Here is a 23,845-nt window from a genome sequence, read left to right as displayed (position 1 = left end):
CAGGTGCCCCAGGGGAGTGGATTGCGGTTCTCAGACGCGGATGACCTGGGGTCCCAGCAGTGAGTACCGGTGGGCCTCGGCGGCCGGCAGCAGCGTGCTCGTGACGATCGTCTCCAGCCTGCTGATGTCCGCGAACCGGCAGAAGCTGACCGCGCCGAACTTGGTGTGCACGCCCGCGAACACCGTGCGGCGCGCGGCCCGGATGGCCTGCGCCTTGACCTCGCTGACGGCCGGGTCGGGGGTGGTCAGACCGTGTTCGCGGGAGATGCCGTTGGCGCCGATGAAGGCCAGGTCGATGACGAAGCCGGCCAGCATCTTCGTGGTCCAGTGGTCGACGGTGGCCAGGGTGCCGGGCCGCACCCGCCCGCCGAGCAGCAGCACGGAGACGTGCTCGGTCTCGGCGAGCGCGCCCGCGACCGGCAGGGACGCCGTGACCACGGTCAGCGGCCGGTCGGTGGGCAGGGCCTCGGCGATGAGCTGGGGGGTGAAGCCCTCGTCGACGAAGACCGTCTCGGCGTCCCCGAGCAGTTCGGCCGCGGCGGACGCGATCCGGCGCTTCTCGGGGACATGGCTGGTGGCGCGGAAGGCGAGCGTCGTCTCGAAGCCGGCGCTCTCCACGGGGTAGGCGCCGCCATGGGTGCGGCGGAGCAGACCGTGGTCCTCCAGGACGCGCAGGTCCCGGCGTACGGTCTCCTTGGCCACGCCCAGCTCGCCGGCGAGGGCCGTGACGTCGACGGAGCCGTCGCGGCGTGCGGCCAGCACGATCTCGCGTTGGCGTTCTTCCGCCGTTCTCGTGCTCATGCCGACACCTGCCTTCCGCTTGGCTGCCCGTTCGGGCCCGGTGGGACCCATGGGGGAAGTTCTACAGCGGGTGTCCGGCACTGACCAGGTCTGTTGCAGGTTCGATGCTGCCCGTGTGTGCCCGTTCACCGTGTGGTGTGCCCGTCTCGGACCTGCGTGGTTGTGGTGGGACAGGTGAGATCGGGCGCACCCGGTGCCCGAATGCGGGGGCGGGCGGGCCCGTTCGGTGCCCGCCCGCCCTTTCGCCGCGCCGCGTTTCGGTCAGTACGGCCAGATCGGCGGGTCGCTCACGAAGTGGCCGCCGAGGTAGGCGTGTGCGATGTTCTCCGGGTCGAGCTCGCCCTGCTCGGCGATCAGCTTCTCGGCGTACGGCTCGGAGTCGTCCTGCGGCTCGTAGCCGAGGGCGCGGGCCGAGGTGAGGTCCCACCACAGGCGCGTGTTGGCGGAGGAGCCGTGGACGACGGTGTGCTCGACGTTCTCGGCGGTCAGGGCCGCGTGGAAGAGGCGGGCGCCGTCGGCGGGGCTCATCCACACGGAGAGCATGCGGACGCTGGTCGGCTCGGGGAAGCAGGAGCCGATGCGCACCGACACGGTCTCCAGGCCGTGCTTGTCCCAGTAGAACTGCGCGAGGTCCTCGCCGAAGGACTTGGACACGCCGTAGAAGGTGTCCGGGCGGCGCGGGGTGTCGATGGGGATGAGCGGGTCGTCGCCCCGGGGGCGGGGCGTGAAGCCCACCGCGTGGTTCGAGGAGGCGAAGACGATCCGGGGGACGCCCTCCTCGCGGGCCGCCTCGTACAGGTGGTAGGTGCCCTCGATGTTCGCCTTCAGGATCTTCTCGAACGGGGCTTCCAGGGAGATTCCCGCGAGATGGATGATCGCGTCGACGCCCCGCACGGCCTCGCGCAGCGCCGCCCGGTCGGCGAGGTCGGCGACGATCGCGTCCGGCTCGCCCTCGATCGGACGCAGGTCGAGCAGCCGCAGGTCGTAGCCGTAGGCGGGGAGCAGATCCCGCATCAGGGTGCCGAGTCCGCCGGCGGCGCCGGTGAGCAGAACGGTGCGGGGGGCTGGCATCCTCGGTTCTCCTTGGGTCCAGGGCCGTATGCATGCACGGTATTCACATTCATGGACAAGCTAAGGATCATCGACCTTTCACGTCAAGGGTGGTGCGCCATGCGTTCATAAACGTAAACTTTGATCAGAATGCCGCATGCACTCGGCGGTCGGCACTGTTCTAGGGAGAGCCCGTGACGCCAGCCCCTCTCGCCACACGCCTGAGCATCCCCGGCGGGCCGCTGTTCTTCCCCGTCACCGCCTACGGCCCCGACGGCTCGGTCGACCTGGACACCTACCGCACCCATGTGCGCCGAGGCGTGGCGGGCGGCGCCGCCGCGGTGTTCGCGTGCTGCGGCACCGGCGAGTTCCACGCGCTCACGCCCGAGGAGTACGAGGCGTGCGTGCGGGCGGCCGTGGAGGCGGCGGACGGACGCGTGCCGGTCGTGGCGGGCGCCGGGTACGGCACCGCTCTCGCCATGCGGTTCGCGCGGCTCGCCGAGGCGGCCGGCGCGGACGGGCTGCTCGCCATGCCCCCGTATCTCGTCGTCGCCGGTCAGGAGGGGCTGCTGCGGCACTACAAGGAGATCGCGGCGGCGACCACGCTGCCCGTCATCGTCTACCAGCGCGACAACGCCGTGTTCACCCCGGCCACCGTCGTCGAACTGGCCCGCACGGACGGGATCATCGGCCTCAAGGACGGCCACGGCGACCTGGACCTGATGCAGCGGATCGTCAGCGCCGTACGCACCGAGGTCCCCGGCGAGTTCCTCTACTTCAACGGACTGCCGACCGCCGAGCAGACCCAGCTCGCCTACCGGGCCATCGGTGTCGCGCTCTACTCCTCCGCCGTGTTCTGCTTCGCCCCGGAGATCGCCCTCGCCTTCTACCGGGCGCTGGAGACCGGCGACGACGTGACCGCCACCCGCCTCCTGGACGGCTTCTACCGCCCCTTCGTCGAACTGCGCGCCCAGGGCCGCGGCTACGCCGTCGCCCTCGTCAAGGCAGGTGTACGGCTGCGCGGGCTGGACGTGGGCGAGGTGCGGCCCCCGCTGCACGAGCCGAGCGAGGACCATGTCAAGCAGCTCGCCCAGGTGATCGAGCGCGGCCACGCCCTGCTGGAGAAGGACCCGGAGGAGGCCAAGTGAAGGCGTCGGCATTCGTCTACCCCTGGGACGTCAACGGAGACCCGCAGGCACCCGCGAGGATCGCCGGCCTCGGCGTGCCCCAGGTGACGCTCGCCGCCGCCTACCACTCCACCCGCGCCCTCACCCCCCGCCACCCGCGCCACCGCATCGTCACCGCCGAACACGCCGCCGTGCTGTACCCGGCGGACGACCGGTGGGAGGGGCGTGCTCTGCGCCCGTACCCCGCCGGGGACTGGGCGCCCGGCGACGCCTACGGCGAGGCCGCCGGCGCGCTCGCCGAAGCAGGCCTCGAGGTGCACACCTGGGTGGTCCTCGCGCACAACTCCCGTATGGGCGCCGAGCACCCGGACACCTGCGTCGTCAACGCCTACGGCGACCGCTACCCCTGGGCCCCGTGCATCGCACAGCCCGCCACGCGCGCTTACCTCGCCGACCTGGCCGCCGAGGCCGCCGTACGCCCCGGCGCGGCCGGCACCGAACTGGAGTCCCTCGGCTGGTACGGCCTCCAGCATCTGCACGCCCACGACAAGACGGCCGGGGTGCCGCTCGGGGACGCCGGCCAGTACCTGATGGCGCTCTGCTTCTGCCCGGACTGCGCGGCGGGCTACGGCGCCGAGGGCCTGGACGCCGATGAGCTGGCGGCCGCCGTGCGCGCCGCCCTCGAACCGCTGTGGCGGGGCACGGCCGCCGACGAGGGCTGGGCGGGCGTCGAGAAGCTGCTCGGCTCGCGGACGGCGGCCGCCACGCGCTCGTGGCGCGACGAAACCGCCCGCACGCTCCAGGAGACGGCGATCCGCGCGATCCGCCGGGCCGCCCCCGAGGGCTTCCAGGTGCTGCTGCACGCCGACCCGGTGACGTACCACGTCGGCGCGAACCCGGGCGTCGACCCCGCGCACATCCTGTCCGTCGCGGACGGCGTCGTCGTACCGTGCGCGGGCGGCCCGGGCCTGCTCACGCCCTTCGCCGAACAGGGCCGCGAGGGCGCGGTGATCGCCGCCAACTTCACCGTGGTCTCCGGGATGGGCGGCAGCCCGGGAACCCTCGCGTCGGACGCGGCACGCGCGCGTGAGCTCGGGGCCACGGAAATCCGCCTCTATCACGCGGGGTTGGCGTCGGACGGGGACCTCGCGGAGGTGCGGGACCAGCTCGCCGCGCTCTGAAGCAGCGGCAGCGCGGACAACAGCCACGCCACGCCCAGTACGGCCAACAGCAGCCGTACGTCGACCAGTTCGACCAGAGCGGCGCCCACCGCCAGCCCGACGACGTTCGGCGTGAAGACGAGCGTGTTGGCCGTGGCGGCCGTACGGCCGAGCAGCGCGTCCGGCGTCTCGCGCTGCACGGCCGTCAGCGCGGCGATCAGGACGCAGGGCAGCCCCACGCCGATCGCCGCGCTGCACGCCAGGGCGACGGCGTCGTAAGGGATCGACCGCAGGCCGGCGGCGAGCGCCGTCAGGGCGATGCCGTACGCCGCGAACCGCCGCTCGCCCAGGCGGCGCAGCGCCGGGCCGGACAGCAGCCCGATCGCCACCGAACCGGCGCCCTGGACGGCGTAGAGCACACCGGCGTACGCGGGGGCGTGGCCGAGGCCGTCGACGACGGCGTAGACCAGCGCCCCGCCGAGCCCTGCGAACAGCATGGTGGTGCCGCCGGCCAGGACGAGGGGGCGCAGGCCGGGGTGCGCCCACAGGAACCGGGCGCCTTCGGCGGTCTGCGCCCGCCAGTCCCCGGCCGGCGGTTCGGGCCGGCTCTCGCGCACGCGCAGGCAGGCGTACAGGCCGGCCGCGACCACGAAGGTGACGGCGTCGAGCAGGGCGACGCTCGCGCCGCCGTACGCCGCGTAGACGCCGGCGCCGGTCAGCGGGGCGAGCAGCTTCATGCCCTCGCCGGCCATCATGCGCAGGCCGTTGAAGTCGCCGAGCAGGGAGGTGGGGACGGCGCTCACGACGAGGGCGGACTCGGCGGCGTCATGGACGACGCCCGCGGCGCCGTAGCAGAACATAACCGCGAGGACGAGCCAGACCCGGTCCGCCGAGTCGACCAGGAACAGGGTGGGCAGCAACGCGGCCAGCAGCAGGTTCACGCCGATCAGCAGGGGTTTGCGGCGGGTGCGGTCGGCGAGCGTGCCGAGGACGGGGCCGGCGAGGGTGGGCGCCCACATGGCGAGCATGCACAGCGCGGCCAGGCCGTCGGATCCGGTGAGGTCCTTGACCCAGACGCCGGACACCAGCCACAACGCGGAGGTACCGAAGCCGGAGACCACGACTCCGGCGAGATAGAGGCCGGCGTTGCGATCGCGCAGGACGCGGGGGAGTGGCCAGGTGGTGGAGGTCGTCATGTCGGGCCACTGTGCGGCTAAGGCGGGGGCGGGGGGATCGGGCAAGTGCCCTACGGCGTTCGATCCAATCGGTGCTTCGACTCAGAGGGCCTTGTCGTGAGTGCGAGTTGAGCAAGTTGTCAATGGGCTGCTCGGCCCCCACCGGGAGCCCCCTACTCCGTGCATGTATGGTGCCGATGAGGCTTGGGCGATCAGTTGAAGTCGGCCGGGCCTGACGCATCCAGAGCCGAAGGGGAAGTACCGGCCGTGGGCGACCACTTCAAGACGGACATCGGGCAGCTTGAGCAGTTCCTGTCGAATCTGGAGAGATGCGTCGACGAGCTGAACGAAGCCAGAACGGCCCTCGACCACGTGCGTGCCGATCAGATAGGCACAGCCCGGCTCGACGAAGCTTGTGACAAGTTCCAGCAGGAGTGGAAGTACGGGTCCGACAAGACCAAGGAAATGATCGACGCGATCAAAGAGGGCGTCCAGGCCAACAAGAAGGGCTACCAAGAGGTCGAGGAAGCTCTGGAGAAGGCCCTCAAGCAGATCGCGGAGACGAGCACCTCGGGTGGCGGTAAATAGTGGCCACCAACCCGTACCCCAACATCGGCTGGAACCCTGTACCGGGCATTCCCGCCGAGGTCAGGAAGCTCCAGCAGAAGGTGGCAGCCGCTGCGACCGCACTGGAGAACACTCATCGACAGTTGACGAAGCTGACTGGTGAAAGCAGCTATTGGGAAGGCGACGCGGCGGAGAAGTTCCGCGAAGCCCTCGACGGTGACCTCCCAAAATACATCAAAACCGCTGCGTCCTCTTTGCGTGCTGCCGCGACCCATTTGCATCAGTGGGACGGGCACCTGGCATCCAATCGGGATCTGGCCAAGAAGTATGACGCTGCCATGGCCGAGAAGAAGGCGGCGGCCGACAAGGCCAGGACCGCGTACGATCAGGCCGCCCGGCACCCCGACCTCAAGCTCGCGAACCAGACCTTCCCTTCGCAGGAGGAGGCCGACGCCGCAACTGCGCGGCTGCGCTCCGCCGAGCAGGAGCTGAACGAAGCGAGCGCGGCTCTCTCCAAGGCCAACGGTGAATACGAGTCCCTCGACGGCAAGGTCAAGGCGCTCGAGGCCGAGCACACCAGCGAGGCCGAGACCATTGCCAAGGCCCTGGACGGCTCGACGAAGTCCGCTCCGGACGAGCCGGGCTTCTGGGACAAGGTCGGCGACGTCATCTCAGGTGTCTGGGAGTTCCTCAAGACGCATGCGGGAACGATCGGCGCCATAGCCGGCCTCCTCGCTCTGCTGCCGACCCCGTTGGCCCCCCTGTTCGCAGGAATCGCCATCGGCGCGAGCGCGCTGTCCATGTACAAGAACCTCTCCGACACGGACTTCCTCGGGGATCTGATCGGCCAGGACGGCGGAATGGACATGTTCTCGGCATGGGCGTCGGTGGGGGGCGACATTCTGGGGATGGTGCCGGGTGCGCGCCTGGTCGGCATGGCGGGCAAAGAGCTGCGAGACGGCCTGCAAATGGCGAGTGAGATGGGCGTACAGGTCAGTCGCTGGGAGAAGACTGTCGAGTTCGGCAGGGAGTTCGGCGGGCTCTACAGGAACGCGGCGCGCGAAGGCTCGTACGGCATGTGGGAGGCTGCCGGCGAGAGCTTCAAGGGGTCGGCCCAACTCATGGGTGACCTGACGGCCAACGGGCTCAACGTCGCTGCGAACCTGGTGACTTCGATGGAAGAAGAAGGTCACCTGCCGGACGAAGGCGCGTCACACAATGCCGCGGAAGACACCAAGGCCGGAGTGGGCGCCTACGGCATCGCACGTCTGCGAGGGTTGCTGTGACGGCCGACCACGGGGACTCACCGGTGAGCAGCGTCGTCCCGAGCGAGCCCAAGCCCGACTACTGGTACTTGATCCCACACGGTTACATCCCACTCGACCTGGACCCTCCTGTCGAGCAGATCGAAGCCCTGATCGCGCGCGTTCGTTCGCTGCCGGGTGATCGGCGCGATCAGGCCGAACGGGTGCTGAGGTTCTACGCCGGCATCGTCACCTCCATGAACGCCGAGGGCGTGTCGGCCTGTCTGTTCGGCATGCATCCGGACGAAGAAGGGGCCCCGGTCTTCTCCACCCTCACGTTCTCCACCGTCACGACGCCCGGCAACGCAAAGCTGGCTGTGGCCGGTCTGGCCGCAGCCACACACGGTACGGCCGATTCAGGAGTGATCCCGCTGGAGCTGCCTTGCGGACTCGGCTACCTGTCCGAGGAAAAGCGCGAGATGGCGGCACCGGGCCAACAATCAGCCGCTGGCAGGGCCGATCTGCCCATGGCGGAGGTCTGGCAGGGCACGGTCGGCATCGCCGGGCGTGGATCGGAAGTCGTCGTGATCCAGATGGCGACGCCGGCCGTGGAGTCCGGGGACACCTATCGGGACATTCTGCTGGGCATCGCCCACACCTTCTCGTTCACGGATCCAAACGAGCCGGACGAAGACAGCAGCCAGGGCGGGAATTCCGAACCTGGTTCTGTCGCAGCGGCGATAAGGAGTGATTTCGGATGACTCAAGCGCCCCTGCCGCCGGATGTGGACCAGGTTCTCCGGCGTAACAGAAGGGTCATGGTCAGACACGTCTCGATTCGATTCGGCCTTGGCGCCGCCCTGGTCGCTGTCCCGTTCGTGTTGCAGTCCGCCGGCGTTTCCGTCTCCACCCTCACCGTGCTGCCGATTCTCCCCGGCCTGTTCCTCCTGCTGTTTCTCTATCTCCGGGTAGGTCTCGGGCGACGGCTCAGGGTGTGCGAGAAGGTGCTGCGTGCCTATCCCTTGGAGTACCGCTCTCGGGTGGCCAAGAAGCAGTCGCAGCGATTGCTGCTCGGCGATGTCCACACCGTCAAGCTCTCGGTACGGGGCCAGCACGGCGCACTCTCCATGAGGGCGGTGAGCGCATCGACGGTCCGCCGGTGGCCCGAGAGCGCAGAGGGCGGAGGCGCCTGGTTCGCCGGGGATTCCGCATTCGGCGGAGTCATGATCCTGCCCGGCACGGGCGACCTGTACTTCCTGCAGCCCGCGGACTGGGAGAAGTTCGCCTCGGAACGTGCCCAGGCCGACCCGGAACGACGAGCCAGGGCCGAACAAGCCGGAATCTCCGGCTTGCTGGAGAAGGAGCCCAACCCGATGGCGGGATTGGGTAACTGAGGCCCCCGCCCGCCGGGCGTCCCGACCTCCGGCGGGGCTTCTGTCCCGGAAGAGGTGGCCGGAGAACTGGGCGTGCCGGTTTCCCGGCGGGAACCCGTTGGAAGCTGTCGATTCAGCCGCTGGGACGGGTGGTGTCCCGGTCATAGCGTGGTGAGCGGTTCAAGTCACCCGTTGGAAAAGGCACTTCGCATGCAATACGTCGCGCCCATCGGCGTCGGTCTTCTCTACGCTCATTTGATGTCCCTCGTCCGGGAACCGCACCGGCGGCGTCTCAACGCGGTCATGGTCGCCGGGGCGGGCGCCGCCTATCTGAGCGGCGGCGGTCTCGGTGGCTGGGAATTCGCGTTCACCGCGGTGCTCACCTACGTCGCCTATCGTGGTCTGGATTCCTGGGCCTTCATCGGCGTCGCCTGGCTGCTGCACACAGCGTGGGACATCGTCCACCACGTCAAGGGGAACCCGATCATCCCCTTCGCCCACAGCTCCTCCCTGGGGTGCGCGATCTGTGACCCCGTGATCGCACTGTGGTGCTTCGCGGGCGGGAAGACGCCGAAGGAGCTGCTGGCGTGGGTTCGAAGGGCCGGGCGAGAGGGCGAGAGGCGGGTGGCGGAGCCGGCGGCCGCACTGTCCGACGCCTAGGGCGGGCGGCGAGGGAAAAGCCCGACGATCCTCGCCGTCGGCGATGACTTTCGCCGCCCGGGCCGGTCCACCCTTCAGGAACAGATCTGTGAGGAGCCCGCCCATGACCGACCCGACCATCGACCTCGCCCCGCAGACCCGCGTCGTCGCGCGTCTCGCCGAGGCCGTCACGGACGCACAGCTCTCGGCGCCGACGCCCTGCCCCGAGATGGCCGTGCGCAATCTGCTGGGCCACCTGCTCGGCCTGTCGGTCGCCTTCCGCGACGCCGCACGCAAGGACCTGGGTCCCACGACCGACACCGACCCGGGCTCGGTCGTCCCGGACATCGGCCCCGGCTGGCGCGAGGAACTGCCCAAGGTGCTTGGGGAACTCGGCGAGGTGTGGCGCGCCCCGGACGCGTGGGCCGGCATGACCCGCGCGGGCGGCGTCGACCTGCCCGGTGCCGTCGCCGGCGCGGTGGCCGTGGACGAGCTGGTGATCCACGCCTGGGACCTGGCCGTCGCCACGGGCCAGCCGTACGACCCGGACCCGGCGGCCCTCCGGATGTCCCACGGTTTCCTCCGCGCGGCAGCCGACGCCGGCGACCGGGGAGGCGGCATCTTCGGCCCGGTCGTCCCGGTCCCGGACGAGGCTCCCCTGCTGGCCCGCGCGGTGGGTCTGAGCGGGCGGAATCCCGGCTGGAAGCCTGGTTCGTAAGGCGAAGACCCGCACGCGACGCGTTCACGGGCCCCGTCGGCATCGGCCGCGCGAGGGCCCGATCGAACGTCAGCCCCGGCGCTCGCCAATGAACAGGTGCCCGGCCTGCACGGATCGCCGCTGTCGGTCTACCTGGTCTTCACCCTGATCCCCTTCTACTGGATCCTGCTGTTCTCCCTGCGCCCGGCCGGCTCGACCTCGCTCGTCCCCTGGCCGATGACCTTCGACCACTTCGAGAAGGTCTGGACGGAGCGCAGCTTCGGGACGTACTTCCAGAACAGCCTGTTCGTCGGTGTCGTCACCCTGTTGATGACCACCCTCGTCGCCCTGGCCGGCGGCTACGCCCTCGCGCGGTTCGACTTCAGGATCCCGCGGGCTTTCATGCTCGCCCTGCTGTGCTCGCGGTTCGTGCCGGGCGCGCTGCTCCTGGTGCCGCTGTTCGAGATCTTCGCCGAACTCCGGATGATCAACTCACTGGGCAGCGTCATCATCGCCGAGACGGTGTTCCAACTGCCGCTGTCGATGATCCTGATCAGCAACTTCATCAAGAACGTGCCGTACTCCCTGGAGGAGGCGGCCTGGGTGGACGGCTGCAACCGGATGACGGCGTTCAGGATCGTCGTCCTGCCGCTGCTGCGGCCAGGTCTGATCGCCGTCGGCTCCTTCGCCTTCGTGCACTCCTGGAACCACTTCCTGTTCGCCCTGATGTTCCTCCACAACCAGGAGAAGCAGACCATCCCGGTCGGCCTCAACACCCTGATGGGCGCGGACAGCGTGGACCTCGGCGCGCTCATGGCGGGCGGCATCATCGCGGCCGTACTCGTAGTGATCGTGTTCGCCTTCATCCAGAGTGGCTGTTCACGGGCTTCAGCGCGGAGGCGGTGAAGGGATGAGGCTCCGTCACACAGCCGCGCCGGCCGTCCCGCCGGCACTCCTGTGCGTGCCCGTCCGCGGCACCGCCCTCCACGACGCCCGCAACTCCGGCGGCGAGCGCGACCTCACGGCCGGCGTCGGCCGGACACCTACCCTGCACACAAAGATCGACAGCGCAGAGGCGGCCGACCGAGCGGTGGCACGCGGCGCGGGCGCAGGGAGGATCCCATGAGCACTGCCCTACCCGTCGTGCTGGCCGGCGCGCGCGGCCACGGTCGCTGGCACCTGGACAACATCCGCCGGCTCCAGGACAAGGGGACCGTGCGACTGGCGGGGATCTGCGAGCTGACCCCGCTCACCGCGCAGGAGATCCCCGAAGGGCTGGGCGCACCGGAGCAGTCCGCCGACTTCGGCGCACTCCTCGACTCCACCGGCGCCGGGATCGCCGTGATCTGCACGCCGATCCCGACCCACACCGACCTCGCGCTCACGGCCGCCGGCAAGGGCGTGCACATCCTGCTGGAGAAGCCGCCCGCCCCCTCGTACGCCGAGTTCCGGCGCATGGCCGACGGGATCGCCGAGGCCGGGGTGGCCTGTCAGATCGGCTTCCAGTCGCTGGGCTCGGCCGCCGTGCCCGCGATCCGGGCGCTGATGGCCGAGGGCGCGATCGGCGAGATCGCCGGCATCGGCGGCGCCGGCGCCTGGGCGCGCCCCGAGGCCTACTACCGGCGGGCGCCCTGGGCGGGCAAGCGCAGGCTGAACGGCGTCGACGTGGTCGACGGGGTGCTCACCAACCCGCTCGCACACGCCGTCGCCACCGCGCTCGCGCTCGGCGGCACCGTGCGCGCCGACGACGTCACCGGCATCGAGACCGAGCTGCTGCGCGCCAACGACATCGAGTCCGACGACACCTCCTGCGTCCGCGTCGGCACGAGCGGCCCCGAGATCGTCGTCGGCGCCACCCTCTGCGCCGAGGACCCCGGCGAGCCGTATGTCGTGGTGCACGGCGACCGGGGCCGGATCACCTTCTGGTACAAGCAGGACCGCGTCCTGCTCCAGCGCTCGGGACACGGCCCCGAGGAGTTCGAGTACGGCCGGACCGACCTGCTCGAGAACCTCGTCGAGCATCTCACCGACGGCACCGAGCTGCTGGTCGCGCCCGAGGCGACCGGCGCCTTCATGAGGGTCGTCGAGGCGATTCGGCGGGCCCCCGACCCGGCCCCGCTGCCCGCCGGGGCCTGGCACCTGCTCCCCGACGAGCGGCGTCGGGTCGTGCCCGGCATCGACGGCCTGGTCGCGGCCGCCGCCGACAGCCTCGCCCTCTACTCCGAGCTGGGCGCCCCCTGGGCCCGCCCGGCGAGATCGAAAGAGGTGAGCACCTGATGACCCCCCACGACACCCCGGTGCTGCGCGTCGCGGGCCGACCGGTCGGCGGGTACGTCACCCGGCCGGAACTCCAGGAGCCGCCGGAGGTCTTCACCGCCGGCCGCGAGGGCGAGGCCGCGGTCCACGGCACCCGCGCCGACTGGGTCGCCCTCGCGGGCGGCACCTGGACCCTGGTCTTCGCCGGCGCCACCGAGCGGACCCGGCGGGATCCGTGGTTCGTGCGCGCCGGGGAGTACCGGGGCGTCGGATCCTCGCCGGCGTCCGAGGAGCGGCTGGCCGTCGCGCCGGGCGAGACCGTCGTCCGGCGGATCGTCACCGTCGTCGCCGACGGCCGCCTTCCGCGCATCGGAGCGGCAGCCCTGATCCGCAAGGCGGTGAGCCAGTGACGTACACCAATCCCGTCCTCGACGCCGACTGGTCCGACCCGGACGTCGTCCGCGTCGGCGACGACTTCTACCTCACCGCCTCCGGCTTCGGCCGTGTCCCGGGCCTGCCCCTGCTGCACTCCCGGGACCTGCTCGACTGGACGCTGGTCGGCCACGCCCCGGAACGCCCGGAGCCGGAGGCGGAGTTCCGCTCGTCCCGGCACGACTGCGGTGTCTGGGCCCCGGCGCTGCGGCACCACGACGACCGCTTCTGGATCGAGCTCGGTTGCTTCCGCGCGCGGCCGGCCACGGGTGTTTCGTGGCTGGTCGCGCGGTTCCCCGCGCCCACGGGTGGGGCAACTCGACCCTGCTGAAAGGCACCCCTGTGTCCCGCACCGGCCCCGGCGCGGTGATCACCGTCCCCGCGAACCGTCCCCAACTGACGCCCACGGAAGCCGTGTCGCACACCAGGGCGGTACACACCGGTGACTGGCGGCCGTCTGAGCGGCCCTGAGGTGATTGCGGGCCCCCGCCGGTCGTCACCGGCGGGGGCCTCTCACTGCTGACCGAGGGGGGCTCTGGCCAGCAGGTCCGTTACCAGCGTGCTCACTGGTACGTGATGTGAGATGACGAGAACTCGCGCGAGGTTGCGTCCCGGCCCTACGAGTCCCCGGCCGCCGGGGAGTTGTCGTCGCCCGCCGCGAAGCCGCCCGCCACGGACAGCTGGTCGCCGCCCGCCGTGGCCGTCACCGTGTAGCCGTCTTCCTTCGCGTCCCGGCCGCCGCGCTCATGGTCGTACTGCCCGGCGAACACCCACTCGCCCGCGGGGACCGTACGGCCCTCCTTCAGCACCCAGGTGTAGACGAGGAAGCCGTCCTTCTCCTCGACCGTCAGCGTGAAGTCGTCCTCCGGCAGCGCGCGCCAGGCGCCGGTCGAGGTGACCCCGCCGGTCTGCGCGACCTTCACCCGCACGGTGAGCGCGGTGAGCTGCTCACTCGTGCGCAGGGTCAGATTGCTCTGCGCCCAGAAGTCGTTGCTGTGCGGGTCCACCGAGCCGGCCGACCACAGCGGGCCGTCCTGCGCGCCCTCGGCGGGCGTCGCGGGAGGCGCGGGCGTCTCGGTCGGCTGCCGGGTCGGTGCCTCGCCCGTCTCGCGGGACTCGGGCGTCCCCTCCGGAGTCCGGTCCCCCGACGGGGCGGGCGGGTGCGGAGCGCGGCTCGTGGCGTCCGGGGACGGGGTGGGCGTGGGTGACGTGGCCACCGTCTGCCCCGGGCGGTCCTCGTCCTTCACGGCGGACGCCACCGCGTAACCGCCCAAGGCGAGCACGCCGGCGACCGCCGCCGTGGCCGTCGCCACCCGGACCCAGCCGTACACCGGCGGGCGGGTCGCCCGGTGGGCGGAGCGGGTCTGTCCGGCGGGGTCCGCCATGCCGCGCTCGACGCGGGCCAGGATCCGCTCGCGGTCGGGTCGGTGCGCCTCGGCCGCCTCGTGCAGCCGGGCGCGCAGTTCGTCGTGCACGTCCCGCCGCATCATCGGTTCCTTCCTGCGGTGCCCCCGGTGCGGGCCATCGCCGCGGTGTGCACCTTGAGGGGGGCCTGCTCCGTCCCCAGCAGGCGCTGCAGCTCGGCCATGCCCTTCGAGGTCTGGCTCTTCACCGTACCGACCGATATGCCGAGGGCGAGGGCGGTGTCCTTCTCGGACAGGTCGAACGCGTGCCGCAGCACCACACAGGCACGTTTGCGGAACGGCAGTCTACGCAGAGCCCCCTGGACGTCGACCACGCCCGCGATGTCCGGATTCTCCGTCTTCTCCTCGCGCTGCGACCAGAACAGGGCGACCCGGCGCCGCTCCCGGACGGCGCTGCGGATCCTGGTGCGGGCCAGGTTGGCCACGACACCGCGCGCGTAGGCCACCGGGTGGTCGGCCGCGCGCACCCGGTCCCAGCGGTGCCACAGCGCCAGCAGCGCGTCCGCCGCCAGGTCGTCGGCGGCGTCCGCCTCGCCGGTCAACAGGTGGGCCAGGCGCGCGAGTTCGGCGTAGTGGCGCTCGAAGAAGGCATGGAACTCCACGGAGGCGGCGTCGTCGACGACCGTGCCCACGGGCGACCCCTCCTGCCTGCGCGGTGGCTTGTGAATGACGTGTGGTCGTCCGGCGATCGTTTAGCGATCAACCGGTCGCGGTCCGGAGCGTAGCAGTGATCGAACGCCCGTCTGGTACAGGGTCTCGAACAGCGTGTGGGACCCCGCACGTGAGCAGGTCTGATTCCGTAACACGGAGAAAACCTGAAACACGTTCAACGCGGGAACAATCCAGCCAGCATCCGCACACCGATCCATCAGGCAACAAGGAGTTACCGCCATGTCCGAACCCCAGAAGGTGGCCGACCGGTCAAGTGCTCCGCCACCGGGCGTGAGCAGCGTCGACCGGTTCTTCAAGATCTCCGAACGGGGCTCCAGCCTCGCCCGCGAGATACGGGGCGGATTCGCCACGTTCTTCACGATGGCCTACATCCTTGTCCTGAATCCCATCATCCTCGGCAGCGCGAAGGACAAGTTCGGCGATCAGCTGGACCCGGTCCAACTCACCACCGCCACCGCCCTGGTGGCCGCGGTCATGACGATCATCATGGGCGTCGGCGGCAACCTGCCGCTCGCGCTCGCCGCCGGCCTCGGACTGAACGCCGTCGTCGCCTTCCAGATCGCCCCGCTCATGGCGTGGGACGACGCGATGGGCCTGGTCGTCCTCGAAGGCCTGCTGATCTGCGTGCTGGTGGTCACCGGGCTGCGCGAGGCCGTCATGCACGCCATCCCGCAGCCGCTCAAGCAGGCGATCAGCGTCGGCATCGGCCTGTTCATCGCCTTCATCGGCTTCGTGGACGCCGGGTTCGTCACCCGGATCCCGGACGCCGCGAACACCACCGTGCCGGTTCAGCTGGGCGGCGCCGGGCAGCTCACCGGGTGGCCGATCCTGGTGTTCTGCCTCGGAGTCCTGCTGACGATCGCCCTGCTCGCCCGCAAGACCAAGGGCGCGATACTGATCAGCATCGTGACCATGACGGTCGTCGCGATGATCGTCAACTCGATCGCCGACATCAAGGTCTGGGGGCTGACCACCCCGGCCTGGCCCGACAAGGTGGTCGACACCCCCGACTTCGGACTCGTCGGCGACTTCAGCCTGTTCGGCGCGTTCGGCGAGACCACCGCCATCACCGTCGTGCTGCTGATCTTCACGCTGGTGCTGTCCGACTTCTTCGACACCATGGGCACCGTCGTCGGCATCAGCGCCGAGGCCGGTCTCCTCGACGAGCAGGGCAAGGTGCCCAACCTCGGCCGGGTGCTGCTGATCGACGGCGCGGCGGCGGCCGCGGGCGGCGCGGCGTCGGCGTCCTCCGCCACCTCCTACATCGAGTCGGCGGCCGGCGTCGGCGAGGGCGCCCGCACCGGCTTCTCCAACCTGGTCACCGGCGGCCTGTTCGCCCTGGCCCTGTTCCTGACCCCCCTGCTCACCATCGTCCCGCTCCAGGCCGCCGCGCCCGCCCTGGTCGCCGTCGGCTTCCTGATGATGACCCAGGTCAAGCACATCGACTGGGACAAGTACGAGATCGCGATCCCGGCGTTCCTGACCATCGCGGTCATGCCGTTCACGTACTCGATAACCAATGGCATCGGCGCGGGCTTCGTCGCCTACGTCGTGATCAAGACGGTCCTCGGGAAGGCCAAGGACATCCACTGGCTGATGTGGGGGACCTCGGCGCTGTTCCTGGTGTACTTCGCGATCAACCCGATCGAGCAGATCCTGGGCGTCAAGTGACCCGCTAGGCCGGACACGGACTAGTTCTCGAGTGCCGCCTCCATCACCTTCTTGGCCACGGGGGCGGCCAGCCCGTTGCCGCTGACCTCCGAGCGGGACGCGTTCGACTGTTCGACGATCACCGCCACGGCGACCTCCTTGCCGTCAGCCTTCCCGTAGGACGTGAACCAGGCGTACGGCGTCTTGCTGTTCTTCTCGCCGTGCTGCGCCGTGCCCGTCTTGCCGCCCACCGTCGCGCCCGGAATCCGGGCGTTCGTGCCCGTGCCCTTCTCGACGACCGTCTGCATCGCCGACTGGAGCTGCTCGGCGGTGTCGGAGCTCACGATCTCTGTCGTGTCGGCCTGGTCGTCGTAGTCCTCCAGCACATCGCCGCCGCTGTCGGTGATCTGCGACACCATGTGCGGCGAGACCAGCTTGCCGCCGTTCGCAATGGCCGCCGACACCATGGCTATCTGGAGCGGGGTCGCGGTCACGTCGAACTGGCCGATGCCGGACAGGGCGGTCTGCGGCCGGTCCATGTCCTTCGGGTACACGCTCTCGTAGGCGCGCACCGGCACGTCCTGCTCGGTGTCGTCGAAGCCGAACTTCTCGGCCATCTCCCGGACCTTGTCCTGGCCCAGGTCGACGGCCATCTTCCCGAAGACGTTGTTGCAGGAGTACTGGAGCGCGACCCGGATCGAGGCGTCCTCGCAGGGGGCGTTGGGGTTCTCGTTGCCCAGCTCCCGATTGGTGTCCGGCAGCGGGTAGGGGTCCGGGCTCTCCGTCTTCTCGTCCACCGACGAGTACAGCCCGTCCTCCAGCGCGGCCGCCGCCACGACCAGCTTGAACGTCGAACCCGGCGGCAGCGGCTGGCGCAGCGCGCGGTTCGTCATCGGCTTGTCGGGGTTCTTGGTCAGCTGGTTCCAGACGTCCGAGTCACCCGTGGTGATCCGCGACGGGTCGTACGACGGCGTGGACACCACCGCCAGGATCTTCCCGGTGGTGGGGTCGATCGCGACCGCCGCGCCCTTCTTGTCACCGAGCGCGTCGTACGCCGCCTTCTGCACGTCCGGGTCGATCGTCGTGATCACGTTGCCCGGGTCGGACCGCTTGTTGGTGACCGTGTCCAGCACGCTCTTGAGACGGTTGTCCGTCCCGTCGAGCAGGTCCCGGTAGATGCCCTCCAGCTGGGTCGCCCCGAAGGCCTGCGAGCTGTACCCGGTCACCGCCGCGTACAGCGCGCCGTCCTTGTACGTGCGCTTGTACTTGAGGTCACCCTTCTTCGTGGGCGCGGAGCCGGTGATCGCGTCGCCGCCCACGACGATGTTGCCGAGCGGCTCGCTGTACAGCGCGATCGTGTTCCGCCGGTTGTTCTTGTCGTCCGCGAGGGCCTTGCCGTCGTAGAACTGCACCCAGGTCGCCCTGACCAGCAGAGCGAGCACGAGCAGCAGTGTGAAGACGGACGCCCGCCTGATCGTCTTGTTCATCCCACTCGAGAGGACGACCGGGACGGGGGCGGACGTTCCCGCGGGCCCCGATTTCTCATCGGGCGTTCATGAAGCCCGCCTCGTAGGCGGCGATCACCGCCTGGGTGCGGTCCCGGGTGCCGGTCTTCGCCAGAACGGCCGCCACATGCGATTTCACCGTGGCCGGACCCACGTCCATCCGGCACGCGATCTCCGCGTTGGTCAGGCCCCGCGCCATCAGCCGCAGCACCTCGCTCTCCCGGCCTGTGAGCCGCGCCACCCAGGGCGGCGGCGCCGGGTTCGCGCGCGCGTGCTCGGCCGCGAGGCTGCGCAGGGCCGACGGGAAGAGCAGCGTGTCGGTGCGCGCGACCAGCCGTACGGCCTGGACGAGCGCCTCGGCCTCCGCCCGCTTCAGCAGGAACCCGGCTGCCCCGGCGCGCAGCGCCTCGTACACGTAGGAGTCGTTCTCGAAGGTCGTGACGACCACGATCCGGGGCGGCGCGTCGAGCGTGGCCAGGATCTGCTCGGTGGCCCGGATGCCGTCGATCTCGGGCATCCGTACGTCCATCAGGACCACGTCGGGCCGCCGCTCCCGTACGACGGCCACCGCCTCGGCCCCGGTCGCCGCCTCGCCGACCACCTCCAGGTCGGGCTCGGCGGAGAGGATGGCGCGCAGGGCGGTGCGCACCATGCGTTCGTCGTCGGCGAGGACGATCCGGACGGGCGGGCTGGTCGTCATGCGGGTCCCTTCATGGGCAGTCGTACGTGCAGCCGCCACGCGCCCCGCGCGGCGCCGGCCCGCGCCGTCCCGCCCAGCAGGCGCGCCCGTTCGGCGACGCCCCGCAGACCGTGGCCGCCGCCGGGGCGGCAGGCGGGGGCACCGTCCACCGGGTTCTCGACGGTGATCTCCAGGTGCCCGTCGGCGATCTCGATCCGCAACGTCACCGCGGTCCGGTCACCGGCGTGCTTGAGCGCGTTGCTCAGCCCCTCCTGCACGATGCGGTAGGCCTCACGGGAGAGGACGGGCGGCAGGGCGTCGGGCTCCACCCCCACCGTGGCGGTCACCCGCAGCCCGCTCGCGCGGGTGCGGCGCAGCAGGTCGGCGAGGTCGGCCGCTAGGGTGGGCGCCGGGGCCGTACCGGGAGCGTCGCCGTCCCTCAGCACGCCCAGCACGGCGTCCAGTTCACCGACGGTGCGCCGGGTGGTGTCCTCGATCGCGGCGAGCGCCTCACGGACGAACTCCGGGTCGCTGTCGAGGACTCGGCGCGCCGCGCTCGCCTGGAGGGTGACGGCGCTGAGCGCATGACCCACCGAGTCGTGCAGCTCGCGCGCGAGCCGGTTGCGCACCGCGAGGTCGGCGGCGCGCGCCTCGGCCACCGCCAGCCGGTCCTCCGGCGTCGGCCCGAGCAGCACGGGCGCCCAGCGGGCGAGAAGCGCACCGCAGCCGGCCGCGCAGCCGGCCAGCGCGAGCATCGTCGCCACGCCCGCGACCGGCGCGAGCGCCGGCACCCAGGGACGGTCGAGGGCACCGGGCAGCTCGACGAACTCGCTGCCGCCCGCCCACACCAGCAGCGGCAGCGCGGTGAGGAACCCGGCGAACGGCGGTACCGCCAGCGACATCCCGGAGATGATCCCGCCGAAGCCGAGATGCAGGGTGAACCACGCCGCCGCCCGCCCCCTCGCGGCACGCGACCGGGCCGGCCCGCGCGCCAGCAGGCCCGCCTCCACCCCGCACAGCGACCGCACGGCCCCCGCCTCCAGGGGCCGGGTCAGCGGGAACACGGCCGCGGTGAGGGTGGCGAGCGGCAACCCGACGGCGAAGGACAGGAGTTGCAGGGCGAGGTCGTTGAAGACGTACCGCGAGTCGGTGGCGGGGCCGACGACGAGCTGGCCGACGAAGACGTACGGCATGGCGAGCGCGCCGCCGAGGATCAGATGGATCCAGCGCCGGCGCGCCCGCCGCCCGAACAGAAAGCGGACGAACTCGCTCACCCGGTACGCCACTTCCGGCTCGCGGCGCGCTCCGCGAGGAAGTGGACGCCGAGGCAGGCGACGAGGATACCGACGATCATCTGGCCAGCGTAGGTGAGGCCCAGCAGCGGTGTGGGGCCGTCGGCCACGTCGGTGAGCGGCGCCAGCGACAGCCAGGCCGCCCAGCACGCCGTGGCCGCCGAGCCGACCCAGACCAGGGCCAGCGGCAGCCCGACGGGCAGCGCCCGGCCGCGCCGGAACGCGAGGAGCAGGCCGCCGGTGACGGCCATGGCGAGGAACACGACGGACAGGGCCTCCATGACGTAGAAGCCGCCGGCCCGGTCGGTGACGCGGCTCTCGTCGAGCCCCGCGGTGCCACCGCACGCCCACAGCAGATGGGCCGCCAGCGGCAGCAGCGCGCATCCGGCCGCCGCGACGGCGACCGTGCGCTGGGCCGCCCCGATGAGGCCGACCGGAAGCTCCCACACCCGCCCCTGCCACAGCTGCCCCCAGCGGTCGCGGGCGTACAGCGCGAACAGCGCGCCGAGACCGAGCCCCTGCACGATGAACCCGGTGTAGACGACCCCGAAGACCCAGGCGTCGAGGAACGGCCGGGCGTCCCCGGCGGTGCCGCTCGCCGGGGACCCGCCGAGCACGTCGACGAGAAGCTGGAGCGGAAACCCGGCCATGATGGGCGCGAGCAGCCCGGTGGCAACCCATGCGGGGAGGCCGAGCAGCCACGCGGGCGCCCGCAGCCCCCACGGCCGGGTCAGCACCAGCGCGAGCACGATCACCGCGCCGTCCATGAGGACGGTGACGCCGTTGGCGACGACCATGCTCCCGCGGTGCTCCAGCAGCGGGCTGCCCTGCGGGATCCCGAGGTGACTCCCGGCGATCCAGGCGCCCTTGAGCGCGAGGTACGGCACACAGGAGGCGATCGCGACGGCGCGCAGCAGTCGACGGGGCCGGTCGGCGCCGAGGGCGGGGGCCGGCCGCGGGGAAGCGAGTGTCCGCGTCATGCGTCCACGCTCCCGCGCGAGGGCGTGCGGGCACCTCCTGCGCGGCGACGATCCGTCTCCGCCGCACGGGGGAGAGCCGCTCAGACCCCCAGCGCCAGGACCAGCTCGTCGATCTCCTCGCCCCGCGCGTTGGCGAACCCACGGGTCCGCTCGGTGACCTGGAAACCGCACTTCGTCAGCACCCGCAGCGAGCCCGCGTTGTCCGCCGCCGTCCGCGCGTACAACGGGCGTTCGGGCACCTCGGCGAGCAGCCCGCGCAGCGCGGCCGTGGCCACCCCGCGGCCCCAGTAAGCGCGGTCGACCCAGTAGGTCACCTCCCGCTCGCCGGGATCCCCGTACACGGCCGCGCTCCCCACCACGTCACCGTCGGCCAGGATCGTGCGCAGCACGTGCGAGGAGACCCGGATCCTGCTCCAGTGCGCGTCGAAGGCGGCCCGGTCGGCCGGGTCCTTGGGCGTGAAGGCCGCCATGCTCAGCGCCTCCGGGTCGTTCATCTGCCGGAAGAAGACCGGCAGATCACTGTCGTGCACCGCGCGCAGTTCCACGTTCACGAGGTCGGAATTGATGGCGTCGGAATTCGTGGCGTCGGAATTCATGGGGTCAGAGCCTACGGGTGGCCAGTGTCAGCCGGTCCCGGGCGTCGAACAGGGCGTCCTTCACCATCTGTTCGTGCGCGGGGGTCAGCCGGGCCACCGGGACCGAGCAGCTGATGGCGTCGCGGGCCGGGGTGCGGTACGGGATCGCGACGCCGAAGCAGCGCAGGCCGAGGGTGTTCTCCTCGCGGTCGACGGCGAAGCCCTGCTCACGGACCTGGTGGAGCTCCTCGATGAGCTTCTCCCGGTCGGTGATGGTGTTCTCGGTCAGGGCCGGGAGCGTCTCCGGGAGCATCTTGCGGACCTGCTCGTCCGCGTAAGTGCTGAGCAGCGCCTTGCCCAGGGAGGTGGAGTGGGCGGGCAGCCGGCGGCCGACCCTGGTGAAGGGGCGCAGGTAGTGCTGGGACTGGCGGGTGGCCAGGTAGACGACGTTCGTGCCATCGAGGCGGGCCAGGTGGATCGTCTCGGTGGTGTCGTCCGACAGGCGGTCCAGCGTCGGACGGGCCGCCGCGACCACCTCGTCGCCGTCGATGTACGACGTGCCGACCAGCAGCGCCCGCACGCCGATGCCGTACCGCGTGCCTGTCGCGTCCGTCTCCACCCAGCCCAGCTCCACGAGCGTGCGCAGCAGCATGTAGAGGCTGGACTTGGGATAACCGACGGCCTCCTGGACCGCCGCGAGGGAGTGCATGCCGGGGCGCCCGGCGAAGTATTCGAGCAGCTCAACCGTCCGTACCGCGGACTTGACCTGCGCCCCGCCGCCCGTCTCGCCTGCCGACATCGCCCTTGACCCCTTCGTTGGACGAGAACCAGAGTTATAGTCTCCGACAGCGTATTCATCATCAGAGACAGTGTTCAGTATATCGAACACCCCTGGTGGATGACCCCGTACTGCGGCATTACATGTGGAGGGACCCGCGGTGGCAGCAGCACCAGTCTGGAGTGTCGACCCCCGAACCGGGAAGCAGCGTGAACAGGTTGCGGTGGAGGCCACAGCCCAGGAGGTGGACGCCACCGTACGCGCCGCGCACGAGGCCCGCGGCTCCCTCGCCGACCGCACGGTCCGCTCGGCGTTCCTGCGCACCGCCGCCGACCGGCTCGAGGCCGCCAAGGACCAGCTCGTCGAGGCCGCCGACGCCGAGACCGCGCTCGGCCCGGTCCGCCTCACCGGCGAACTCGCCCGCACCTGCTACCAGTTGAGGGCGTTCGCGGACATAGTCGACGAGGGCGCCTTCCTGGACGTCGTCATCAACCACCCCGACGCCACCGCCACCCCGCCGATCCCGGACCTGCGCCGCTACAAGGTGCCGCTGGGCGTCGTCGCCGTCTACTCGGCCTCCAACTTCCCCTTCGCCTTCTCCGTCGCCGGCGGCGACACCGCGAGCGCGCTCGCCGCGGGCTGCCCGGTCGTCGTCAAGGCCCACCCCGACCACCCGGGGCTGTCGGAGCTGGTCGCGGCCGTCCTGCGGCGGGCCGCCGCCGAGCACGGCATCCCCGCGGGCGTCGTCGGCCTCGTCCACGGCTTCGAGTCCGGCCTGGAGCTGATCAGGCACCCGCTGATCGCGGCGGCCGGCTTCACCGGATCCGTACGAGGGGGCCGCGCCCTCTTCGACGCGGCCGCCGCCCGCCCGGTCCCGATCCCCTTCCACGGCGAGCTGGGTTCCCTGAACCCGGTCGTCGTCACGGAGGCCGCCGCGGGCGAGCGCGGCGAGGCGATCGGCACCGGTCTGGCCGGGTCCATGACGCTGGGCGTCGGGCAGTTCTGTGTGAAGCCGGGCCTCGTCCTGGTGCCGTCCGGCGCGGCCGGCGACGGACTGGTCAAGTCCCTCACGGACGCCGTCAGCGACACCGAGGCCGGTGTCCTGCTGGACCACCGGATGCGCGACAACTTCATCGCCGGTGTCGCCGAGCGCGCCGGACTCGCCGACGTGGAGTCCCCGGTGACCCCGGGCGCGGGCGGCGAGCACACGGTCAGCGCCGGTTTCCTGTCGGTCGCGGCCGAGAAGCTGACCGCCGAGGGGGCGTACGACCTGCTCCTGGAGGAGTGCTTCGGCCCGGTGACCGTGGTGGTCCGCTACGACGACGACACACAGGCGCAGGCCGTGCTGTCCCGGCTGCCCGGCAACCTCACCGCGACCGTCCACCTGTCGGCCGAGGAGGCGGCAGGCGAGGGACGCGGCGCGCAGATCCTCGCGGACCTGACGCCGCTGGCCGGGCGCGTGCTGGTCAACGGCTGGCCGACGGGCGTCGCGGTGGCGCCGGCCCAGCACCACGGCGGTCCCTACCCGGCTACGACCTCGACGTCCACGTCGGTGGGCGGTACGGCCATCGAGCGGTGGCTGCGGCCGGTGGCCTACCAGGGGGCGCCGGCGGCGCTGCTTCCCGCGGAGCTTCGGGACGAGAATCCGCTGGGGCTGCCCCGGCGGTTCAACGGCGCGCTGGAGCGGTAGCGCTCCGCTGTAATGCCGGGTCCTGTCGTCGTACGGCTGCGGCGCCGTCGTGGCTGGTCGCGCGGTTCCCCGCGCCCCTT

Annotated in this window: 23 protein-coding genes and 3 pseudogenes; 15 read left to right on the top strand and 11 right to left on the bottom strand. The window is 71.2% G+C overall.

Annotated elements, in window-relative coordinates:
• Positions 1-30: 30 nt before the first annotated feature.
• Together ACIRD7_RS21255 and ACIRD7_RS21250 are read right to left on the bottom strand one after the other, a co-directional pair.
• Positions 31-801 (bottom strand): DeoR/GlpR family DNA-binding transcription regulator, encoded by a 771-nt coding sequence (locus ACIRD7_RS21255; RefSeq protein ID WP_403455383.1) that lies wholly within the window; start codon positions 799-801, stop codon positions 31-33.
• A gap of 261 nt (positions 802-1,062) precedes the next feature.
• Positions 1,063-1,872: an NAD-dependent epimerase/dehydratase family protein gene (locus tag ACIRD7_RS21250; protein WP_403455380.1), complete on the bottom strand. Its 810-nt coding sequence runs from the start codon at positions 1,870-1,872 to the stop codon at positions 1,063-1,065.
• Between the two features lie 173 nt (positions 1,873-2,045).
• On the opposite strand from ACIRD7_RS21250, the gene ACIRD7_RS21245 reads away from it, so the two are divergent.
• Both ACIRD7_RS21245 and ACIRD7_RS21240 read left to right on the top strand, forming a co-directional pair.
• Positions 2,046-2,999, top strand: a complete 954-nt coding sequence (locus ACIRD7_RS21245) for a 5-dehydro-4-deoxyglucarate dehydratase (RefSeq protein ID WP_403455377.1) — start codon at positions 2,046-2,048, stop codon at positions 2,997-2,999.
• Positions 2,996-4,159, top strand: a complete 1,164-nt coding sequence (locus ACIRD7_RS21240; protein ID WP_403455375.1) for a hypothetical protein — start codon at positions 2,996-2,998, stop codon at positions 4,157-4,159. Before ACIRD7_RS21245 ends, ACIRD7_RS21240 begins: the two co-directional genes overlap by 4 nt.
• Here the strand turns inward: ACIRD7_RS21240 and ACIRD7_RS21235 are convergent.
• Positions 4,096-5,334 carry an MFS transporter gene (locus ACIRD7_RS21235; RefSeq protein ID WP_403455372.1) on the bottom strand — a complete coding sequence of 413 codons (1,239 nt, stop codon included), beginning with the start codon at positions 5,332-5,334 and terminating at the stop codon, positions 4,096-4,098. The two genes, ACIRD7_RS21240 and ACIRD7_RS21235, sit on opposite strands and share 64 nt — an antisense overlap.
• Positions 5,335-5,580: 246 nt before the next feature.
• On the opposite strand from ACIRD7_RS21235, the gene ACIRD7_RS21230 reads away from it, so the two are divergent.
• The 11 genes and pseudogenes from ACIRD7_RS21230 to ACIRD7_RS21180 form a co-directional block, all read left to right on the top strand.
• Complete coding sequence (locus ACIRD7_RS21230) at positions 5,581-5,901, top strand: hypothetical protein (RefSeq protein WP_403455369.1); 321 nt, start codon at positions 5,581-5,583, stop codon at positions 5,899-5,901.
• Positions 5,901-7,166, top strand: a complete 1,266-nt coding sequence (locus tag ACIRD7_RS21225; RefSeq protein ID WP_403455366.1) for a WXG100 family type VII secretion target — start codon at positions 5,901-5,903, stop codon at positions 7,164-7,166. Before ACIRD7_RS21230 ends, ACIRD7_RS21225 begins: the two co-directional genes overlap by 1 nt.
• A 23-nt stretch (positions 7,167-7,189) precedes the next feature.
• The gene (locus ACIRD7_RS21220) at positions 7,190-7,885 is read left to right on the top strand and encodes a hypothetical protein (RefSeq protein WP_403455363.1); all 696 of its coding nucleotides are present in this window, start codon (positions 7,190-7,192) and stop codon (positions 7,883-7,885) included.
• Positions 7,886-7,941: 56 nt separating this feature from the next.
• Positions 7,942-8,517, top strand: a complete 576-nt coding sequence (locus ACIRD7_RS21215; RefSeq protein ID WP_403455360.1) for a hypothetical protein — start codon at positions 7,942-7,944, stop codon at positions 8,515-8,517.
• 189 nt (positions 8,518-8,706) lie between these two features.
• Complete coding sequence (locus ACIRD7_RS21210) at positions 8,707-9,156, top strand: DUF6010 family protein (protein ID WP_403455357.1); 450 nt, start codon at positions 8,707-8,709, stop codon at positions 9,154-9,156.
• A gap of 103 nt (positions 9,157-9,259) precedes the next feature.
• Complete coding sequence (locus ACIRD7_RS21205; protein ID WP_403455355.1) at positions 9,260-9,853, top strand: TIGR03086 family metal-binding protein; 594 nt, start codon at positions 9,260-9,262, stop codon at positions 9,851-9,853.
• A 117-nt stretch (positions 9,854-9,970) separates the two neighbouring features.
• Positions 9,971-10,746: pseudogene (locus tag ACIRD7_RS21200) on the top strand (carbohydrate ABC transporter permease); the annotation flags it as partial.
• Between the two features lie 208 nt (positions 10,747-10,954).
• Complete coding sequence (locus ACIRD7_RS21195) at positions 10,955-12,109, top strand: Gfo/Idh/MocA family protein (RefSeq protein WP_403455353.1); 1,155 nt, start codon at positions 10,955-10,957, stop codon at positions 12,107-12,109.
• On the top strand, positions 12,109-12,498 hold the full coding sequence (locus ACIRD7_RS21190; RefSeq protein WP_403455351.1) for a DUF6807 family protein: 390 nt from the start codon (positions 12,109-12,111) through the stop codon (positions 12,496-12,498). The genes ACIRD7_RS21195 and ACIRD7_RS21190 overlap by 1 nt, the downstream gene beginning before the upstream one ends.
• Positions 12,495-12,845: pseudogene (locus tag ACIRD7_RS21185) on the top strand (family 43 glycosylhydrolase); the annotation flags it as partial. The gene ACIRD7_RS21190 and the pseudogene ACIRD7_RS21185, both read left to right, overlap by 4 nt.
• 26 nt (positions 12,846-12,871) lie before the next feature.
• Positions 12,872-12,991, top strand: a pseudogene (locus ACIRD7_RS21180) (pectin esterase); the annotation flags it as partial.
• A 146-nt stretch (positions 12,992-13,137) separates the two neighbouring features.
• On the opposite strand, the gene ACIRD7_RS21175 reads toward ACIRD7_RS21180, so the two are convergent.
• Both ACIRD7_RS21175 and ACIRD7_RS21170 read right to left on the bottom strand, forming a co-directional pair.
• Positions 13,138-14,010: a hypothetical protein gene (locus ACIRD7_RS21175; RefSeq protein ID WP_403455349.1), complete on the bottom strand. Its 873-nt coding sequence runs from the start codon at positions 14,008-14,010 to the stop codon at positions 13,138-13,140.
• Positions 14,007-14,576 carry a SigE family RNA polymerase sigma factor gene (locus ACIRD7_RS21170; RefSeq protein WP_403455346.1) on the bottom strand — a complete coding sequence of 190 codons (570 nt, stop codon included), beginning with the start codon at positions 14,574-14,576 and terminating at the stop codon, positions 14,007-14,009. The genes ACIRD7_RS21175 and ACIRD7_RS21170 overlap by 4 nt, the downstream gene beginning before the upstream one ends.
• 259 nt (positions 14,577-14,835) lie before the next feature.
• Here ACIRD7_RS21170 and ACIRD7_RS21165 point away from each other — a divergent pair, with 259 nt between their 5' ends.
• Complete coding sequence (locus ACIRD7_RS21165) at positions 14,836-16,287, top strand: NCS2 family permease (protein ID WP_403455344.1); 1,452 nt, start codon at positions 14,836-14,838, stop codon at positions 16,285-16,287.
• A gap of 20 nt (positions 16,288-16,307) precedes the next feature.
• Here the strand turns inward: ACIRD7_RS21165 and ACIRD7_RS21160 are convergent, their stop codons facing one another.
• The 6 genes from ACIRD7_RS21160 to ACIRD7_RS21135 form a co-directional block, all read right to left on the bottom strand.
• Entirely contained in the window at positions 16,308-17,753 is a 1,446-nt protein-coding gene (locus ACIRD7_RS21160) for a peptidoglycan D,D-transpeptidase FtsI family protein (RefSeq protein WP_403455341.1), read from the bottom strand.
• Between the two features lie 55 nt (positions 17,754-17,808).
• Positions 17,809-18,471: a response regulator gene (locus ACIRD7_RS21155; protein WP_403455338.1), complete on the bottom strand. Its 663-nt coding sequence runs from the start codon at positions 18,469-18,471 to the stop codon at positions 17,809-17,811.
• A complete protein-coding gene (locus tag ACIRD7_RS21150) occupies positions 18,468-19,724 on the bottom strand; it encodes a sensor histidine kinase (protein ID WP_403455335.1) in 1,257 nt (418 codons plus the stop codon). The genes ACIRD7_RS21155 and ACIRD7_RS21150 overlap by 4 nt, the downstream gene beginning before the upstream one ends.
• Positions 19,721-20,722 (bottom strand): hypothetical protein, encoded by a 1,002-nt coding sequence (locus ACIRD7_RS21145; protein ID WP_403455332.1) that lies wholly within the window; start codon positions 20,720-20,722, stop codon positions 19,721-19,723. The genes ACIRD7_RS21150 and ACIRD7_RS21145 overlap by 4 nt, the downstream gene beginning before the upstream one ends.
• A gap of 80 nt (positions 20,723-20,802) precedes the next feature.
• Complete coding sequence (locus ACIRD7_RS21140; RefSeq protein WP_403455330.1) at positions 20,803-21,318, bottom strand: GNAT family N-acetyltransferase; 516 nt, start codon at positions 21,316-21,318, stop codon at positions 20,803-20,805.
• 4 nt (positions 21,319-21,322) lie between these two features.
• The gene (locus tag ACIRD7_RS21135) at positions 21,323-22,096 is read right to left on the bottom strand and encodes an IclR family transcriptional regulator (RefSeq protein WP_194080361.1); all 774 of its coding nucleotides are present in this window, start codon (positions 22,094-22,096) and stop codon (positions 21,323-21,325) included.
• 139 nt (positions 22,097-22,235) lie between these two features.
• On the opposite strand from ACIRD7_RS21135, the gene ACIRD7_RS21130 reads away from it, so the two are divergent.
• Entirely contained in the window at positions 22,236-23,765 is a 1,530-nt protein-coding gene (locus ACIRD7_RS21130) for an aldehyde dehydrogenase (NADP(+)) (protein ID WP_403455327.1), read from the top strand.
• The last annotated feature ends 80 nt before the right edge of the window (positions 23,766-23,845 follow it).

The sequence above is a fragment of the Streptomyces sp. NPDC093568 genome, from assembly GCF_044764945.1.
GTDB lineage: Bacteria > Actinomycetota > Actinomycetes > Streptomycetales > Streptomycetaceae > Streptomyces.
This window is presented reverse-complemented; position numbering and strand designations above follow the sequence as displayed.